Raw genomic sequence first — 18,514 nt, forward strand, 5'->3', positions numbered from 1 at the left:
GAGGCTGAAATGGAAACAAGGATTGAATTGAAACAAGGATGGAAAATTTTGCAGGATGTTCATGATACAGGGGAAAAGACCGGACTTTATGCTGCCAGGGAAGCGGATACTTCCGTAGGTTCCCAGGTGTCTGAATGGGAGGAACTGGAGGAACTGAAACATCTGCAGCTTATCTATGCCAGACAGCCATATTTCGGGCGTGAACTGAGATATTTCAATCAGGCGCCCTGGTGGTACAAAACAGAGTTTGAAGTTCCGGATCAGAAAGTTACGGATGCTGTCCTTAAATTTACCAATGTTGATTATTATGGAAAAGTATGGATTAACGGAGAATTTCTTGGAGAGCATGAAGGATATTCCGCTCCATTTTCCTTTAATGTAAAAGATAAGCTTGTTTTTGGAGAGAAAAATTATCTCATTGTAAAGGTAAGTTCTCCATGGGATGATGAGGTGGAGCTGGATGCACAGGATTCCAGAACCCACCTGGTAAAAAGAAATATGGTAAAAGGTACCTACGAACATTCTGATACATTTATCCAGAGAGATGTAAATCCTGTAGGAATCTACGGAAAAGTGGAACTGATCCTGACAGAAGAAGGTGTTCTGGAAGATCAGACAGATCTGAAGTATGAACTGGATCCGGATGTAAGGAAAGCAGACATATATGTGGAAACTGAAGCGCGAGGTCTGAAATCCGGGGAGACATATGATTTTAATGTAAAGATCCGGGAAAAAGAGTCCGGTCTTATAAAGGCAGAAAAAACTGTTCAGATAATGGCAGAGAAAGCAGAGACAGGTTTTAAATGTGAGCTTAAAGTGGAAGATGTCAGACTGTGGTCCACATGGGATCATGGTTATCCCTGGATGTATCAGGCAGAACTTACGTTAAGCAGGGGAAAAGACATACTGAGCAGCAGAACAACGAATTTTGCTTTTCGGGACATTCAGATTGAGCGTAATGAAAAAATAACAAGATTCTGGCTTAATAACAGGAAACTGTATATAAGAGGAACCTCTTATTTTCCGGATTGTTATATTTCTGCAATGACAAAGGAACGGTACCTGAGAGATCTTCTTAATGTAAAGGCGGCAGGTTTTAATCTGGTACGAGTACATGTCCACACAGAGCAGGAAGTTTTTTATGATCTGTGTGACGAGCTGGGAATTGCAGTTTTTCAGGATTCGGAGTACAACTGGACGCATCCTTCAACAGATGAATGGGCGCAGAGATTTGCAGATGTTTACAGAGAAAATGTGAAACTTCTGAAGCATCATCCGTCTCTGATCTGCTGGATCATTATGAATGAACCGGGATGTATTGATCCGGATGGAAATGTGAGAAGGAGATTTATGGAAGAAAATCCGGGACCTGCTTTGTACAGGGAAGTACAGAAGATGGATCCGGGCAGACCGATCATCAAGGGTTCTTTCTGCGAAGACGATCTGCTTAGCGGGGACAGCCATAATTATCTGGGTTCTTTATGCGGTGGAGAATATGCAGATATTTATGAGCAGACAGAAAAGCTGAATACAGAGTACGGATTTGATGCACCGGGCAGCAGTGAAAATCTGAAAACTGTTCCGGCGGTATATCATCGTCTGGAAAAACTGGTGGATGATATCCCGAAGATCCAGGAATATCAGTATAAGCTTCTGAAATATTATACAGAGCATTACAGGATCCAGAAATATGAACCTTGCTCAGGATATATACAGTTTATGTTTATCGATCTGTGTCCTCAGAGCTTCTACGGATTATATGACTGGTGGGGAATTCCCAAAAAGGGTCTTCAGGCTATACTGGAAAGCAACGCACCAGTGGGTGCTTTTGCAAAGTACAAAGATTATCTGGACAGTCTGTATATTGTAAATGATACAGATGGAACTCTGGGAGAGTGTGAACTTACATGGATCATTACAGAAACATTGAACGGAGAACTGGTGGAAAAGGGAAGTGTTAAAGCAGAAGTTCCGGCAGACAGCCGTGTCATGGTAAAAACCTTTGAGAAAGAATACGGAAAAGGTCAGAAGTGGAACCTTACACTAATTCTTTCTGATAATAACGGCAAATGTATGGCAAAGAATACCTATCAGGATATCTGTACTTTGCTTTCAAGAGTTGATGGGCATCCGGACCGTATGAGCCATGAGTTTGGAATGAGACTCTACTGGGCCTGAGATATCCGTAGCTCACAGCCACTTTCATCCTTTCCTTGTGTCGAAAATCACAACATGTTATACTTTATGTATAAAGGAAGATTTTCGGCGTGGAAGGAGCGATATTATATGCGTTTACAGAAAGTACAGGATGCCCTGAATAAGAAAAATATCAAATTCGAATACACAGAGGAGGATGGCTGCGGAAGCCTGGATTTCATGTTCCGTGGACTGAAATTCCATGTATGGGAATACGAGGACAACGGTTGGGGTGCCGAGACCAACATTTATGCGGCTGGAAGAAGTGAGGACATTGACGGAGATTATGAAGAGAAGATTTCTGCAGAGATTCTTTCCTGGCCGGATATGATCAATAACTGAATATAATAATATTGAATAAAGTGGCTGTAACTGAACGAATACGCTCAGTTACAGCTACTTTTTATCGGAGAAAAGTTTTCTGAAGAACTATAGCTGTACGTTCAGGTATTCACTGGGAGATATCTGACAGTTCTTTTTAAAAACCTTGCTGAAGTAATTTCCATTGCTGAAACCAAGATGCCAGGCAATGTCGTCGAGAGTCATATCCGTAGACGGCAGAAGCCGTTTCGCCTCGGTGAGCTTCAACTGCATAGTATAGGAAAAAAGATTCTGACGTTTTTTTAAAACAATCTGGACAGATGCTCCTTACTTAGAAAAAAAGATTCTGCAATATCGGCCAGGGAGATATTTTCCAGATAATGTGCATTGATATAATCAAAAACGTCACCGATTACCTTACTGGTGAACGCAGAGCAGGCTTCAGTATGTAATCAATAACACCGGCCTGGATCGCAAGTCTTGTATATTTGAAATCGCTGAATCCGCTGATCACACTGATTTTGCTGTCGATGTGAAGTTCTTCCAGCTTTTTTAAGAGCTGTGTTCCGTCCATGACGGGCATTTTCATATCTGTGATAATAATGTCAGGATGCTCTTTGAGAATGATCTTCAGGCCATCTTCGGCATTATCTGCTTCCAGAAGATCACTGTTTGCTCGGATTTATCCCATGGTGTTTTGAACTTCCGGATAAGGGATATGAAGAAGCTTGGGAGCAGATTGTGAATCCGGAAGGTTTTGCCTCCCCCTGTGGCCCTACAACTGCGGAACAGAGACATCCACGGTACGGATATGAACAGGCAGATTATGAATGTCTGTGGAACGGTCCATCCTAGCCATTTTCAACGACACAGACACTGACAGCAATGGCAAATCTTCTGAAAGATTATCCGCAGACTTATGTGACAAATATGGTCTATCTGGAATGTTTTTGGTTGTTGCTGAAAAAGATTTCATGGTTCAGGATCCCACATCAGTGACCCTGATCTCATCCTGGAATCCGTCCGTATAATGCAGCTCATAATCCTCTGTGATAAATACAGCCTGCACGCCTTTTTTCTCTGCAAATTTCAGCCCGTCTTCCAGGCCAAGGGCGAAACAGGTGGTGCTTAAGGCATCGCCGTCTACAGACTGGTCGGAGATGATCGTCACAGAGATCAGGCCGTTATCATAAGGATAGCCGGTTTGGGGATTCAGGATATGATGATATAATTTACCATCCTGCTTAAAGCACCTCTCATAAATTCCGGAGGATACAACGGATTTTCCGGCGATATCCATAACAGCCTCTGTTTCATTGCGGTCTGCAAAAGGCTTCTGGATGCCGATCTTGAAGGGAGTGCCGTCAGGCTTCGAGCCGATGCAGAGGACATTGCCGCCAAGGTTGATGATGGCACTGTTTACGCCTTTTTTTACCAGAAAATCTTTCAGGCGGTCTGCAATATAGCCTTTGGCAATGGCGCCTACATCGAACTGGATGTCATCAGAGGGAAGTGTGATATCCTGCCCGTCAATGGTGACGCCGTCGGAGCTGCACAGGGGGAGAACTTTCTGAATATCTGCATCATCCGGAGCCTTCGGGTCTTCTGCTGTGAAATCCCAGAGAGAGGTCAAAGGCGCAATGGCGATGTCAAAGGCACCGTCGGATTCCCTGGTGATATCGAGTCCTTCGGAAAGCAGAGAGGCAAGGTCTTCAGATATATGCCAGGTGTCTGCTGTGCCGCTGACCGGATATGGAGTAGTCTGCCGGTCGGTACTGGTATCTTTATCCGATGTATCTTTGCGGTGATTTAATTTATAAAGCTCGCTTTTCTCATTTGTCCGGCTGAAGACCAGCTCATATTTATCGCACAGTGCCAGACAGTCATCCAGGAGAGCTTTATCCTGAGAATCGTAAATTGTGATCTGTACAGCTGTATTCAATTTGATACTGCTGATACTGATGGGCTGATTTCCGGTGGTGGATGTATCTGCATCCGTGATATTTCCGCAGCCTGTGAAAAGGAGCATTGGACAGACAAGAACTGTGCACAATATTAAATAGAAGAAACGGGAATGCGAGCGGCTTCTTTTGGAATGAAAAAAATAAGTTGACATAATATTCTCCTGTTTTCTGATTGACTGACTTAACTGAAGAGCATTTATTTGATGCAAATCTATGTAGTACATGAGGATGGGGTCATTCACTTGACCGGATCAGGAAGCGATGCGGATTGCGGATATCCGCCTGACCGACATCGGACAGATTTATGAAATCTCATTATACCATGTATTTCTGAAATCAGAAAGGCATATGCCTGTCGCAAAAATCATTGTATTTTGCAATAATATAAGATATAATTTCTCCGAAAAAAGAACATATTTGCTATGGATGCTATGGATCCGAATGATTGACCGGGAATTTTTACAGATAAAAGGAGAAATTTTTCATGATAAAAGTAATTGCAAGTGATATGGACGGCACACTTCTTGGTGATGACCACAGGATCGCACCGGAAACCCTTGCGGCGGTCAGGCGTGCCTGCGATGCGGGAATTCGTTTTATGGTTGCCACCGGCCGGAATTTCCCCGGTGCCATGGAGGAACTGAAGGGAACAGAGCTGACCTGTGATTATGTGGTGAGCAGCGGTGCTGAAGTACGGAATCCGCAGCAGGAGGTTGTAAAGAGTACACCGATCTCTATTGAGCTGTGTGAGGAGGTCTACAATACGGCAAAAAAATACCCGGTATCTGTAGCATTTTTTACGGATCGCTATGATTACCGTATTGGAACAAAGAAAGAAATTGAAGACGGGATCATTCAGCAGATCCGTCTTTTCAATATGGATATGGATACCAGCGAGGAGATTGTACGGAAATCCCCGCAGTACCGCAGGATTGCCGGAAACACGAAAGGGATTTCCGATATCCGTTCTCTGGAAAGCAGCGGTGCGCCGGTATATAAGATCTTCATTTTTGCGGCAGATGTGGAGCAGCTGGAGAAACTCAGCGATGAGCTGAAAGAAAATCCGGCTGTTGCAGTGGCTTCTTCCTTTATATATAATCAGGAGATTACAGCAGTAGAGGCGCAGAAAGGCCCGGTGCTGAAAGAATATATCGAGTCTCTGGGTTATACCATGGATGAGGTGATGGTCCTTGGTGACAGTCTTAATGATTATTCCATGATTTCCATGGATTTCGGCGCAACCGTTGCAATGGAAAACGCAGTTCCGGAGATCAAAAAGGCAGCAAAATACATCACAAAGAGCAACAATGAGTTTGGTGTGGCCTATGCTATCGATCAGATCCTGGAACACCAGGGAAAATAGTTTTCCCCCTTTTGAAAAAGTGTCGTTTATATTATAATGTAAAAAGATGAATACAGAAAAGCGAAGGGATTGCGTTCCTGTGTATGAAGCAGAGTGTAATGAGAAGATTCGCTTTACAAAAAAACACAGACAAAGAGAGGAAATCACGATGGAAAAAATGGAAAATGTTTATATTATGGATCACCCGCTGATCAAACACAAAATCTCAATGCTCCGTGACAAAAGTACAGGAACAAACGAGTTCCGTAAGCTGGTGGAGGAGATCGGAATCCTGATGGGATATGAGGCGCTTCGTGATCTTCCTACAGAGGAAGTGGAAATCGAGACACCGATAGAAACCTGTAAGACACCGATGATCTCAGGCAAGAAACTGGCAGTGATCCCGGTCCTCCGCGCAGGACTTGGAATGGTAAACAGCATTCTCACACTGGTACCGTCTGCAAAGGTCGGACATGTGGGACTTTACCGTGATCCGGTAACACATGAGCCCCATGAGTATTACTGTAAGCTTCCGGAATCTATTGACGAGCGTATTTCAGTGATCGTTGATCCGATGCTTGCAACCGGCGGTTCTGCTGAGGCTGCCATTGATTTTGTCAAGAAACAGGGCGGAAAAAATATCAAGTTTATGTGCATCATCGCAGCTCCGGAGGGATTGAAGCGTCTCCATGAGGCACATCCGGATGTACAGATCTACTGTGGTTCCCTTGACAGAGAGCTCAATGAGAACGCTTATATCTGCCCGGGACTTGGCGATGCCGGTGACAGAATTTTCGGAACAAAATAAAATGATACCAGCTTGCTGCGGAACAATCCGTGGTATCTGAAAAAACTTCAAAAAAATACTTGACACACCCGGCACTGTTATGGTATTGTACCTAAGAACGCTGCCGAAGACAGTAGGTGCCGTAAGGCATAAGGATCAAAACGCCTACCGAGGTCCAAGTATTCTGAGTTAAGATTACACAAGGCCTTATTGCGAAGCAGTAAGGTCTTTTTTTAAACAGATTGACTTATTGCGACGGCGGTATACAAAATCTATAAGGAGGTGTACCATTTCATGGCAAAAGTAGAACTGAAACAACCAATCGTAGAAGAGATTTCTAACTGCATTAAAGACGCACAGTCTGTTGTACTTGTAAACTACAGCGGTCTTACCGTTGAGCAGGATACAATTCTTCGTAAAGAGTTAAGAGAAGCTGGTGTTCAGTACAAGGTATACAAAAATACCATGATGCGTCGTGCATTCGAGGGTACAGCATTTGAGAGCCTCAGTGATCATTTACATGGCACAAATGCGATCGCTATCTCCGAGACAGACGCAACTGCTCCGGCAAGAATCCTTGCTAAATATGCAAAACAGTTCCCGGCACTGAATCTGATCGCAGGTGTAGTTGAAGGTAACTACAATGATCAGGCCGGAATTCAGGCACTGTCCACAATTCCTTCAAGAGAGGAACTTCTTGGAAAACTGCTTGGAAGTATGCAGTCTCCGATCGCAAACTTCGCTCGTGTGCTTAATCAGATCGCAGAGCAGAACGGCGGAGCTGACGCAGCAGCTGCTGAGTAATCCCAGCAACGTGCAATTGGCGGCATAACGACCGCATGATTATTAATTAAAATTTATAAATGGAGGGAAATTAAAATGGCAAAATTAACAACAGAAGAATTTATTGCAGCAATCAAAGAATTATCTGTATTAGAGTTAAATGACCTTGTAAAAGCTTGTGAGGAAGAGTTCGGCGTTTCCGCAGCAGCAGGTGTTGTTGTAGCAGCAGCAGGTGCAGCAGGCGAGGCAGCTGAGGAGAAAGATGAGTTTGACGTAGAGCTTACAGAGGTTGGCGCTAACAAAGTTAAAGTTATCAAAGTTGTTCGTGAGGTTACAGGTCTTGGACTTAAAGAGGCTAAAGCTATCGTTGATGGTGCTCCGAAGGTTGTTAAAGAGGGCGCATCCAAAGCTGAGGCTGAGGACATCAAAACTAAACTTGAGGCTGAGGGAGCTAAGGTTACACTTAAATAATCCAGTCAGAATAAGAGCTTTGAGGCTGTTGTGCCTGCCGGTTTACCGGCGGCACAGCAGCTTTTTTAGTAAAAAAATCCAGTGTAAATCTTGCTTTTTGAAGAAAAAGAAAGAATAATAAAGGAGACAGGAAAGGGTGGATGGAATATGAAACGAAAAATAATGGCCTGTATCCTTGCTGCTGCGTTGGGAATCACAGGAGTTTCTTTTCCGACGGCAGCCAGGACAGCGTCTGTCGGAAAAAATGTAAAAAATATAACTGTAAACGTGAAAAATCCTCTGGATGAACTTCGGGCTCAGGAAGCTGCAATGCAGCAGCAGGAGGAGCTTGAAGAAGAGGAAAATATGCCGGAACAGGATCTGGATCCGCTTGTGCTGGATAACGATGGCAGTGTGGTTCCTGCATCACAGGCATCCTGGACAAAAATAGAGTCAGGTGCTGTAGAAGCAGTGGATGTATCAGAGGCACCGGGGGATGAGGAAATATCGGAAAATTCAACTGAAGACACATTTTCAGATGGAAGCACAGATGGAGATTTTGACACAAATAAGAATATTTCTGACAATGCAGCAACGGAAGCTGGCAGTGAGGATATTCAGACAGCAGATGGCAGTATCAGCGGAGAATTGCCGGCAGATTTTTCCGAAGGAACGGAGAACGGCGATAACGGTTCCGAAGAACTTCAGCTTCAGCAGGAAAACGGTAATGTAGAAAACGTCGCAGAGCCGGATAATAATAAAGCTGATGAAGGCGCAGGTCAGGCACAGACTGATTTTACAGATGATGCCAATGCTGCTGGGGATTTTTCCGCAGGAGATGCTTCAGATGGAGAACTTGGAACTTATCAGACTGTGACTCTGGAAGTTGAGGAAGGACAGGATATCACAGCACCCTTGAACACACTGTTTCTTAAACTGAAAGATCAGGCCACAGATGAAAATCCCTGCAAGATCATAATTCCACCGGGAAATTATGAACTGACAGGTACACTTTGCATGTACAGTAATATGTACTTATATGCAAGAGACGCTAATATTACAAAAACGTCTACCACCAAACATCTGATCCTCCGTCTTGGAAATACCAAAGATTCAGAAGGCGGATATGATGGATATCGCAACATTGTGATCGATGGAGGAACCTGGGACTACAATTATCAGTGTGTGGAAAATAAGGATGCACCAGGCGGATTTGTGGGATTTTGCATTGGACATGCTACGAATGTTACGATTAAAAATGCTACATTTCTTAATAATCTGAAATCTCATTTTCTGGAATTTGGCGGAGTGAAAAATGCCAAGATCACAGGCTGTACATTCAGTGGCTATTATAAGAATTATGTGGAAGGCGGACAGGAATGTATTCAGATCGACTGCTGTACAGATGAGAGCAATGTTTTTCCGCAGTACAGACCTTATGATGGAACGACCTGTGAAGATTTTGTGATCGATGGAAATGTGTTCGAAGATGTCTTTACAGGGCTGGGAACGCACAGTATGATGTCCGGAAAAACATATAAAAGGATCACAGTTACGAATAATACTTTCCATAATGTAAAAAAACGCTGTATAAGGTTTATGAATTATGAAGATTCTACAGCAGAAAATAATACCATGGTAAATGTGGGAAATGGAGTGGACATTTCTTCTGTGAGCAGCAATACACACCAGACGCCAGGCTATGATGATGGGCCGGACATGCTGAAAAACAGGAATCTTCGTGTGGCAGGAAACTACATCAGTCTTGCCAGAACTACCAGCATTGGTGGAATTGCATGGATCTGCAGTGGTATAAAAGTTTCAGGCTATAATATGAAAAAAGATGGAGCTGTGCTTCCTAAAAAGATATATCCGGTGAAAGGTGTGACTATAGAAGATAATCAGATCAGCGGATATGGAAACGGAATCAGCATGTCTCTTACTGACACAGATACCGTAACAGATAATCAGGTAACAATGAAAAAAACTTCTTCATATTCCAATTTTGGGATTTATGCCCAGGATTCCAGAGGAAGCGTTATCAGCAGGAATACAGTGTCCGGAACTGCAAATACAGGAATTTATCTCTCCGGTTCTGTCTATGCAGCAGGATCAGAACAGAGAAATCTTGTAGAGCAGAATACTGTTTCCGGAGCAGGCGGAGATGGAATTTATCTGCAATCTGTAAATACTTCATCCACTGCACAGAAGAATACTGTTAAATCAGTGGACGGCTCGGGAATACATGTAAATGCAGGAAAGAACAATAATGTTCTTGGTAATACCTGTTTATCCAACAAAAATCATGGCGTGAAAATTGAGTATGTGGTCGGCGGAGTCAGAGTAAACAGCAATCGTGTGACATCAAATGCAAAAAGTGGTATTTTGCTCTGGAAATCAAAAGTATCCGAAGTATCAGGAAACCGTGCGGAGAAAAATACGGGGAATGGTGTTTATGCATATGCATCTGTAATACCGGTCATGAAAAAGAATACATTTTGCGAAAACGGAAAGGTTCAGGCGATATATGTAAAAAGCTGCAAAGGATGGACCGGCATCAACCGTCCTTCATGCAGAACTGTTACATCAAGAAGTACAGCTATAAGCGGAACTGCATCAGGCAGCCAGACAGTTATTGCATATGTGCAGCGTTCCGGAAAACAGACAAAGCTGGGTGTATCATCCGTAAACAAAAAGAAACAGTACGTTATTAAAATAAAGAAGCAAAAAAAGAATACTGCTCTGAAACTTGTCTCAAAAGATAAATACGAAAATACAGTAACAGTAAATATTGTTGTGAAGTAAGTATGTGTGATAAAAAAAAGATTCTGTTCCGGATATCCATACATCGTATGTATAGAAGGAACAGAATCTTTTTTTTGAAAAATGTAAAAAAATCAAAAAAAGTGCTTGACACACTTTTTTTCTTATGTTAAAGTGGAGGATGCTATATTATGGCTAGATATGCCTGCCTAAAGGTCAGGCGGGATCATGTTGTAATAAATAATAAAAAAACAGGGGTGAAACGTCAATGGAAAAAAACAGAATTCGTTCTGTAAAAACTGGAAAAAGCATGCGTATGAGCTACCAGAGACAAAAAGAAGTCCTGGAAATGCCAAACCTGATCGAAGTTCAGAAAGATTCCTACCAGTGGTTTCTTGACGAAGGTTTAAAAGAAGTATTTGATGATATTTCTCCGATCGCAGATTACGGCGGAAAGCTCAGTCTGGAATTCATCGATTTCACATACGATGAAAAAGATGCAAAATATTCCATCGAGCAGTGTAAAGAACGTGACGTGACTTATGCCGCACCTTTGAAGGTTCGAGTAAGGCTGATCAATAAGGAAACAGAAGAGATCAACGAACACGAGATTTTCATGGGAGATTTACCGCTGATGACAGCTACGGGTACCTTTGTTATCAATGGTGCTGAGCGTGTTATTGTCAGCCAGTTAGTACGTTCCCCTGGAATCTACTATGCGATCGCTCATGATAAGCTTGGTAAGAGACTGTTTTCCAGTACTGTAATTCCGAACAGAGGTGCATGGCTGGAGTACGAGACAGATTCAAATGATGTATTTTATGTACGTGTAGACAGAACAAGAAAGGTTCCGATCACTGTTCTGATCCGTGCACTGGGCATTGGAACCAATGCTGAGATCATTGATCTGTTTGGTGAAGAGCCAAAGATCCTTGCCAGCTTTACAAAGGATACCTCCACAAACTATCAGGAAGGTCTCCTTGAGCTGTATAAGAAGATCCGTCCGGGCGAGCCGCTTGCAGTAGAGAGCGCAGAGAGCCTGATTATGGCAATGTTCTTTGATCCGAGAAGATATGACCTTGCCAAAGTCGGACGTTATAAATTTAATAAGAAGCTTCATTTCAATAAACGTATCGTAGGCCACAAGCTTTCCCAGGATGTTGTAGATACAACAACAGGTGAGATCCTTGCTGAGGCTGAGACACTTGTTACAAAAGAGCTTGCTGATACATTACAGAATTCCGCAGTTCCGTACGTATGGATCCAGGGTGAGGAGAGAGAGATCAAAGTCCTTTCCAGCCTTATGGTTGATATCCGTCACTATCTGCCGGAGCTTGAGGATCCGAAGTCCCTGGGTGTTACAGAATTAGTATACTACCCGGTGCTCGAAAAAATTCTGGAAGAAAATGACACATTTGAGGACAGATGTGATGCAATCAAACGTGATATCCACGACCTGATCCCGAAACACATCACCAAGGAAGATATCCTTGCGTCCATTAACTACAATATGCATCTGGAGTATGGCCTTGGCAACGATGATGATATCGACCACCTGGGCAACCGTCGTATCCGTGCTGTCGGTGAGCTGCTTCAGAATCAGTACCGCATCGGTCTTTCCAGACTTGAGCGTGTGGTACGTGAGAGAATGACAACACAGGACACAGAGAGTATTTCTCCGCAGTCCCTGATCAATATCAAACCTGTAACTGCAGCAGTAAAAGAGTTCTTCGGTTCTTCCCAGCTGTCACAGTTCATGGATCAGAACAACCCGCTTGGAGAGCTGACTCACAAGAGAAGACTTTCCGCACTGGGACCTGGCGGTCTGTCACGAGACAGAGCCGGATTCGAGGTTCGAGACGTACATTATTCCCACTATGGAAGAATGTGCCCGATCGAGACTCCTGAGGGACCGAACATCGGTCTTATCAACTCCCTTGCATCCTATGCAAGAATCAATCAGTACGGCTTCGTAGAGGCTCCGTACAGAAAGATCGACAAAACAGATCCTTCCAACCCGCGTGTAACCGATGAGGTTGTATACATGACAGCGGATGAGGAAGATAATTACCATGTAGCACAGGCGAATGAGCCGCTGGATGAAGAGGGACACTTCATTCATAAGAACGTTTCCGGTCGTTACCGCGAGGAGACACAGGAGTACGAGCAGCACATGTTCGATTACATGGATGTATCTCCGCGAATGGTATTCTCCGTTGCTACAGCCCTGATCCCGTTCCTGCAGAACGATGATGCGAACCGTGCGCTGATGGGATCCAACATGCAGCGTCAGGCCGTTCCGCTTCTTACAACAGAGGCTCCGGTTGTTGGTACAGGTATGGAAACCAAGACAGCTGTTGACTCCGGTGTATGCGTTGTTGCAAGAAAAGCAGGTACAGTACTTCGTTCCACATCTACAGATATCTCTATCAAGAATGATGACGGAACAAAAGATGATTATCATCTGACTAAATTTATGCGAAGCAACCAGAGCAACTGCTACAACCAGAGACCGATCGTGTTCCAGGGTGAGCATGTTGAGGCAGGACAGGTTATTGCGGATGGCCCGTCTACATCCAATGGTGAGCTTGCACTTGGTAAGAACCCGCTGATCGGATTTATGACCTGGGAGGGTTATAACTACGAGGATGCTGTTCTTCTCAGTGAGAAACTGGTACAGAATGATGTTTATACATCTGTCCATATTGAGGAATATGAGGCAGAATCCCGTGATACCAAGCTGGGACCGGAAGAGATCACACGTGACGTTCCGGGTGTCGGTGATGACGCTCTGAAGGATCTGGATGAGCGTGGTATCATCCGTATCGGTGCTGAGGTACGTGCCGGTGATATCCTTGTCGGTAAGGTTACTCCTAAGGGAGAGACTGAGCTTACTGCTGAGGAGCGTCTCCTTCGTGCTATCTTCGGTGAGAAGGCAAGAGAGGTACGTGATACTTCCCTTAAGGTACCGCACGGTGAGTATGGTATTATCGTAGATGCCAAGGTATTTACAAGAGAGAACGGCGATGAGCTGAGCCCTGGAGTAAATCAGGCAGTACGTATTTATATTGCACAGAAGAGAAAGATCTCCGTTGGTGATAAGATGGCTGGTCGTCATGGTAACAAGGGTGTCGTTTCCCGTGTACTTCCTGTTGAGGATATGCCATTCCTTCCAAACGGACGTCCTCTTGATATCGTGCTGAATCCTCTGGGTGTACCTTCCCGAATGAACATAGGACAGGTTCTGGAGATCCACTTGAGCCTTGCTGCCAAAGCACTTGGCTTCAATATTGCAACACCTGTATTCGATGGCGCAAACGAGGTTGATATCCAGGATACTCTGGAGCTTGCCAACGATTACGTTAATACGGAAGATTTTGAGGAATTCCGTGAGAAATATAAAGACACCCTTGCACCGGATGTTATGCAGTATCTCGATGAGAATAAAGCTCACAGAGCACTCTGGAAGGGCGTTCCGATCTCCAGAGACGGTAAGGTAAGACTTCGTGACGGACGAACAGGCGAGTACTTCGACAGCCCTGTAACTATCGGTCACATGCACTACCTGAAGCTGCATCATCTGGTAGATGATAAGATCCATGCACGTTCCACAGGTCCATACTCCCTTGTAACACAGCAGCCTCTGGGTGGTAAAGCTCAGTTTGGTGGACAGCGTTTCGGAGAGATGGAGGTTTGGGCACTGGAGGCATATGGTGCTTCCTACACACTGCAGGAGATCCTGACAGTGAAGTCTGATGATGTGATCGGACGTGTTAAGACCTATGAAGCGATCATCAAAGGTGACAACATTCCTGAGCCAGGTATTCCTGAGTCCTTTAAGGTACTTCTTAAAGAGCTTCAGTCTCTTGGTCTGGATGTACGTGTGCTCAGCGAGGACGGATCAGAGGTACACATTATGGAAACCTCTGATTACGGAGATACGGATCTTCGTCATGTCATCGAGGGCGATTCCAGAGGACGCAGAGATGAGGAGTCCTTCGGTAAACACGGCTACACCAAGCAGGAGTTCAGCGGAGAAGAGCTTGTCAATGTAGAAGAAGATGAGGACATGGAAGACGAAGATGATATGATCGAGTTTGAAGAGTCCTTTGATGATGAGGAATAAGAAAGGGGAAAGAATACATGGCAGAAACAACCAACGCCAATGAAACATATCAGCCAATGACTTTCGATGCCATCAAGATCGGACTGGCGTCCCCTGAGAAGATCAGAGAGTGGTCACACGGTGAGGTTTTAAAACCTGAAACGATCAACTACAGAACCTTGAAGCCTGAGAAGGATGGTCTTTTCTGTGAAAGAATTTTCGGACCGAGCAAGGACTGGGAGTGCCACTGTGGAAAGTACAAAAAAATTCGCTATAAAGGCGTTGTCTGCGACAGATGCGGTGTTGAGGTAACCAAATCTGCCGTTCGTAGAGAGCGTATGGGACACATCGAGCTTGCAGCTCCGGTGTCTCATATCTGGTACTTTAAAGGAATTCCGTCCCGTATGGGTCTGATCCTTGATATTTCTCCGAGAACACTGGAGAAAGTGCTTTACTTTGCTAACTATATCGTTCTGGATCCTGCAGATTCCGGACTTATGTACAAACAGGTACTCACCGAGCGTGAGTACCAGGAAGCACGTGAGTCTTACGGAGAGGGATTCCGTGTAGGTATGGGTGCCGAGTCCATCATGGAGCTCCTTCAGGCTATTGATCTTGAGAAGGATTCCGAAGAACTGAAGGCAGAGCTTGTGGACGCAACAGGCCAGAAGCGTGCAAGGATCATCAAACGTCTTGAGGTTGTGGAGTCCTTCCGTGAGTCCGGCAACCGTCCTGAGTGGATGATCATGACCGTTATCCCGGTTATCCCGCCGGATCTTCGTCCTATGGTACAACTGGACGGGGGACGTTTTGCAACATCTGACCTGAATGATCTTTACAGAAGGATCATCAACAGAAACAACCGTCTGAAAAGACTTCTGGAGCTTGGTGCTCCGGATATCATTGTCCGCAACGAGAAGCGTATGCTGCAGGAGGCTGTAGATGCCCTGATCGATAACGGACGCCGCGGACGTCCTGTAACAGGCCCTGGAAACAGAGCACTGAAATCCCTTTCCGATATGCTGAAGGGTAAATCCGGACGTTTCCGTCAGAACCTTCTCGGTAAACGAGTTGACTATTCCGGACGTTCTGTAATCGTCGTAGGACCGGAGCTGAAGATCTATCAGTGTGGTCTTCCGAAGGAGATGGCTATCGAGCTGTTCAAACCTTTCGTTATGAAAGAGCTTGTTGCCAACGGAACTTCCCACAACATCAAAAATGCCAAGAAAATGGTAGAGAAGCTTGAGCCGGCAGTATGGGATGTCCTTGAGGACGTCATTAAGGAGCATCCGGTTATGCTGAACCGTGCACCTACACTGCATCGTCTGGGTATCCAGGCATTCGAGCCGATCCTTGTAGAAGGTAAGGCGATCAAGCTTCATCCGCTTGTTTGTACCGCGTTCAACGCTGACTTCGATGGTGACCAGATGGCTGTACATCTTCCGCTTTCCCAGGAAGCACAGGCAGAGTGCCGTTTCCTTCTGTTATCACCGAACAACCTTCTGAAACCGTCAGATGGTGGTCCTGTAGCCGTTCCTTCACAGGATATGGTCCTTGGTATCTACTACCTGACACAGGAAAGACCTGGAAACAAGGGTGAGGGCAAGTTCTTTAAGAGTGTCAACGAGGCAATTCTTGCATATGAGAACAAGGTCATCACACTCCAGACAAAGATCATTGTCCATTGTCATAAGACAATGCCGGACGGAACTGTTTTAAGCGGCAATGTTCAGTCCACACTGGGACGTTTCCTGTTCAACGAGATCCTTCCGCAGGACCTTGGATTTGTGGACAGAAGCGTACCTGGAAACGAACTGCTTCTTGAGGTTGATTTCCTTGTAGGTAAGAAACAGCTGAAGCAGATCCTTGAAAAGGTTATCAATACTCACGGTGCAACAAAGACAGCCGAGGTACTTGACTCCGTTAAGGCTATGGGCTACAAATACTCCACACGTGCAGCCATGACCGTATCTATTTCCGATATGACCGTGCCGCCGCAGAAGCCGGAGATGATCAAGCAGGCTCAGGATACTGTTGACCGTATCACAAAGAACTACAAACGTGGTCTTATCACAGAGGAAGAGCGTTACAAAGAGGTTGTTGATACCTGGAAGAAGACCGATGACGAGCTTACAAAGGCACTTCTTACAGGTCTTGATAAGTACAACAACATCTTCATGATGGCTGACTCCGGAGCCCGTGGTTCCGATAAGCAGATCAAACAGCTTGCCGGAATGCGAGGACTGATGGCTGATACAACCGGTCATACCATCGAGCTCCCGATCAAGTCAAACTTCCGTGAAGGTCTTGACGTACTGGAGTACTTCATGTCCGCTCATGGAGCCCGTAAAGGTCTTTCTGATACCGCTCTTCGTACAGCCGATTCCGGATACCTGACAAGACGACTTGTTGACGTATCCCAGGATCTGATCGTTCGTGAGGCGGACTGCTGTGAGAACAGAGCAGAGATCTCCGGTATGGTCGTTCGTGGATTCATGGACGGAAAAGAAGAGATCGAGAGCCTTCAGGAGCGTATCACAGGACGTTTCTCCTGTGAGACAGTTAAGAATAAAGACGGAGAAATCCTTGTTAAAGCAAACCACATGATCACACCGAAGCGTGCGGCCCGTATCATGAAAGAGGGCGTAAGCAACCAGACAGGCGGACCGATCGACAAACTGAAGATCCGTACCATCCTTTCCTGTAAGTGCAAGGTTGGTGTCTGCGCAAAATGTTATGGTGCGAACATGGCTACCGGTGAGCCGGTACAGGTTGGTGAGTCTGTTGGTATCATCGCAGCACAGTCTATCGGTGAGCCAGGTACACAGCTGACCATGCGTACTTTCCATACCGGTGGTGTTGCCGGTGGAGATATCACACAGGGTCTTCCTCGTGTCGAGGAGCTTTTCGAGGCAAGAAAGCCGAAGGGTCTTGCGATCATCACAGAGATTCCAGGTGTTGCCACGATCAACGACACGAAGAAGAAACGTGAGATCATCGTAAACGATCCGGAGACAGGCGATTCCAAGACTTACCTGATCCCATACGGTTCCCGTATCAAAGTCCTTGACGGACAGGTTCTTGAGGCCGGCGATGAGCTGACAGAAGGTAGTGTAAATCCGCATGATATCCTGAGAATCAAGGGTGTCCGTGCAGTTCAGGATTACATGATCCGCGAGGTTCAGCGTGTATATCGTCTGCAGGGTGTTGAGATCAATGATAAGCATATCGAGGTTATCGTTCATCAGATGCTGAAGAAGATCCGTATCGAGGATAACGGAGATACAGAGTTCCTGCCAGGAACACTTGTTGATGTCCTTGATGTTGAGGAAGTTAACGAGAAACTTGAGGCAGAGGGCAAACAGCCGGCAGAGGGAAAACAGGTTATGCTTGGTATTACCAAAGCATCCCTTGCTACAAACTCCTTCCTGTCAGCAGCATCCTTCCAGGAAACAACAAAAGTCCTGACAGAGGCTGCTATCAAAGGTAAGATCGATCCGCTGATCGGTCTGAAAGAGAACGTTATCATCGGTAAGCTGATTCCTGCAGGTACAGGTATGAAGCGTTACAGTGAGATCAGTCTTGACACAGGAATGCCGGAGGTAAAAACAGCTTCCGAGGAGCCTGAGGATACAGAGGAAATTTCCGTAGAGGAAGAGAAGACTGAGACTGCTCCGGAGGAAGAGACCATTGCTGTTGAAGAGACAGCAGAGGAAACTGCACCGGTAGAAGAATAAGTCGATATACCTTGCTAATATAAATAAATCTCCCCCCGGAAATCCGGAGGGAGATTTCTGTTTATA

The 18,514-nt window shown here is 45.2% G+C and carries 13 protein-coding genes and 1 other annotated feature; of the genes, 10 read left to right on the forward strand and 3 right to left on the reverse strand.

Annotated features, from left to right (window positions below; genetic code table 11):
- Positions 1-9 precede the first annotated feature (9 nt).
- Both V9W66_RS11565 and V9W66_RS11570 read left to right on the forward strand, forming a co-directional pair.
- Positions 10-2,178, forward strand: coding sequence for a glycoside hydrolase family 2 protein (locus V9W66_RS11565; protein WP_144094197.1), 2,169 nt, complete (start codon positions 10-12; stop codon positions 2,176-2,178).
- A 108-nt stretch (positions 2,179-2,286) separates the two neighbouring features.
- Positions 2,287-2,538, forward strand: coding sequence for a hypothetical protein (locus V9W66_RS11570; protein ID WP_044961921.1), 252 nt, complete (start codon positions 2,287-2,289; stop codon positions 2,536-2,538).
- An 87-nt stretch (positions 2,539-2,625) separates the two neighbouring features.
- Here V9W66_RS11570 and V9W66_RS11575 read toward each other — a convergent pair whose 3' ends face one another.
- Entirely contained in the window at positions 2,626-2,829 is a 204-nt protein-coding gene (locus V9W66_RS11575) for a helix-turn-helix domain-containing protein (protein WP_270426856.1), read from the reverse strand.
- Between the two features lie 100 nt (positions 2,830-2,929).
- Entirely contained in the window at positions 2,930-3,199 is a 270-nt protein-coding gene (locus tag V9W66_RS11580) for a response regulator (RefSeq protein WP_144094196.1), read from the reverse strand.
- On the opposite strand from V9W66_RS11580, the gene V9W66_RS11585 reads away from it, so the two are divergent.
- The gene (locus V9W66_RS11585) at positions 3,190-3,372 is read left to right on the forward strand and encodes an MGH1-like glycoside hydrolase domain-containing protein (protein WP_118512725.1); all 183 of its coding nucleotides are present in this window, start codon (positions 3,190-3,192) and stop codon (positions 3,370-3,372) included. The two genes, V9W66_RS11580 and V9W66_RS11585, sit on opposite strands and share 10 nt — an antisense overlap.
- A gap of 124 nt (positions 3,373-3,496) precedes the next feature.
- Here V9W66_RS11585 and V9W66_RS11590 read toward each other — a convergent pair whose 3' ends face one another.
- Positions 3,497-4,633 carry an FAD:protein FMN transferase gene (locus tag V9W66_RS11590; RefSeq protein WP_144094195.1) on the reverse strand — a complete coding sequence of 379 codons (1,137 nt, stop codon included), beginning with the start codon at positions 4,631-4,633 and terminating at the stop codon, positions 3,497-3,499.
- Between the two features lie 332 nt (positions 4,634-4,965).
- Here V9W66_RS11590 and V9W66_RS11595 point away from each other — a divergent pair, with 332 nt between their 5' ends.
- The 7 genes from V9W66_RS11595 (at position 4,966) to rpoC (ending at position 18,448) form a co-directional block, all read left to right on the forward strand.
- On the forward strand, positions 4,966-5,844 hold the full coding sequence (locus tag V9W66_RS11595; RefSeq protein WP_144094194.1) for a Cof-type HAD-IIB family hydrolase: 879 nt from the start codon (positions 4,966-4,968) through the stop codon (positions 5,842-5,844).
- A 157-nt stretch (positions 5,845-6,001) separates the two neighbouring features.
- Positions 6,002-6,631 (forward strand): uracil phosphoribosyltransferase, encoded by a 630-nt coding sequence (gene upp, locus V9W66_RS11600; RefSeq protein ID WP_118623620.1) that lies wholly within the window; start codon positions 6,002-6,004, stop codon positions 6,629-6,631.
- A gap of 85 nt (positions 6,632-6,716) precedes the next feature.
- Positions 6,717-6,853, forward strand: a sequence feature (ribosomal protein L10 leader region).
- A 51-nt stretch (positions 6,854-6,904) separates the two neighbouring features.
- Entirely contained in the window at positions 6,905-7,414 is a 510-nt protein-coding gene (gene rplJ, locus V9W66_RS11605) for a 50S ribosomal protein L10 (protein WP_144094193.1), read from the forward strand.
- 75 nt (positions 7,415-7,489) lie between these two features.
- Positions 7,490-7,864, forward strand: a complete 375-nt coding sequence (rplL, locus tag V9W66_RS11610; protein ID WP_015526302.1) for a 50S ribosomal protein L7/L12 — start codon at positions 7,490-7,492, stop codon at positions 7,862-7,864.
- Positions 7,865-8,011: 147 nt separating this feature from the next.
- Positions 8,012-10,648, forward strand: coding sequence for a right-handed parallel beta-helix repeat-containing protein (locus V9W66_RS11615; protein ID WP_144094192.1), 2,637 nt, complete (start codon positions 8,012-8,014; stop codon positions 10,646-10,648).
- 226 nt (positions 10,649-10,874) lie between these two features.
- Entirely contained in the window at positions 10,875-14,732 is a 3,858-nt protein-coding gene (gene rpoB, locus V9W66_RS11620; protein WP_144094191.1) for a DNA-directed RNA polymerase subunit beta, read from the forward strand.
- Positions 14,733-14,749: 17 nt separating this feature from the next.
- A complete protein-coding gene (gene rpoC / locus V9W66_RS11625) occupies positions 14,750-18,448 on the forward strand; it encodes a DNA-directed RNA polymerase subunit beta' (RefSeq protein WP_118609109.1) in 3,699 nt (1,232 codons plus the stop codon).
- The last annotated feature ends 66 nt before the right edge of the window (positions 18,449-18,514 follow it).

Origin of the sequence: Blautia massiliensis (ex Durand et al. 2017) (assembly GCF_051861785.1) — a bacterium.
Lineage (GTDB): Bacteria > Bacillota > Clostridia > Lachnospirales > Lachnospiraceae > Blautia_A > Blautia_A luti_A.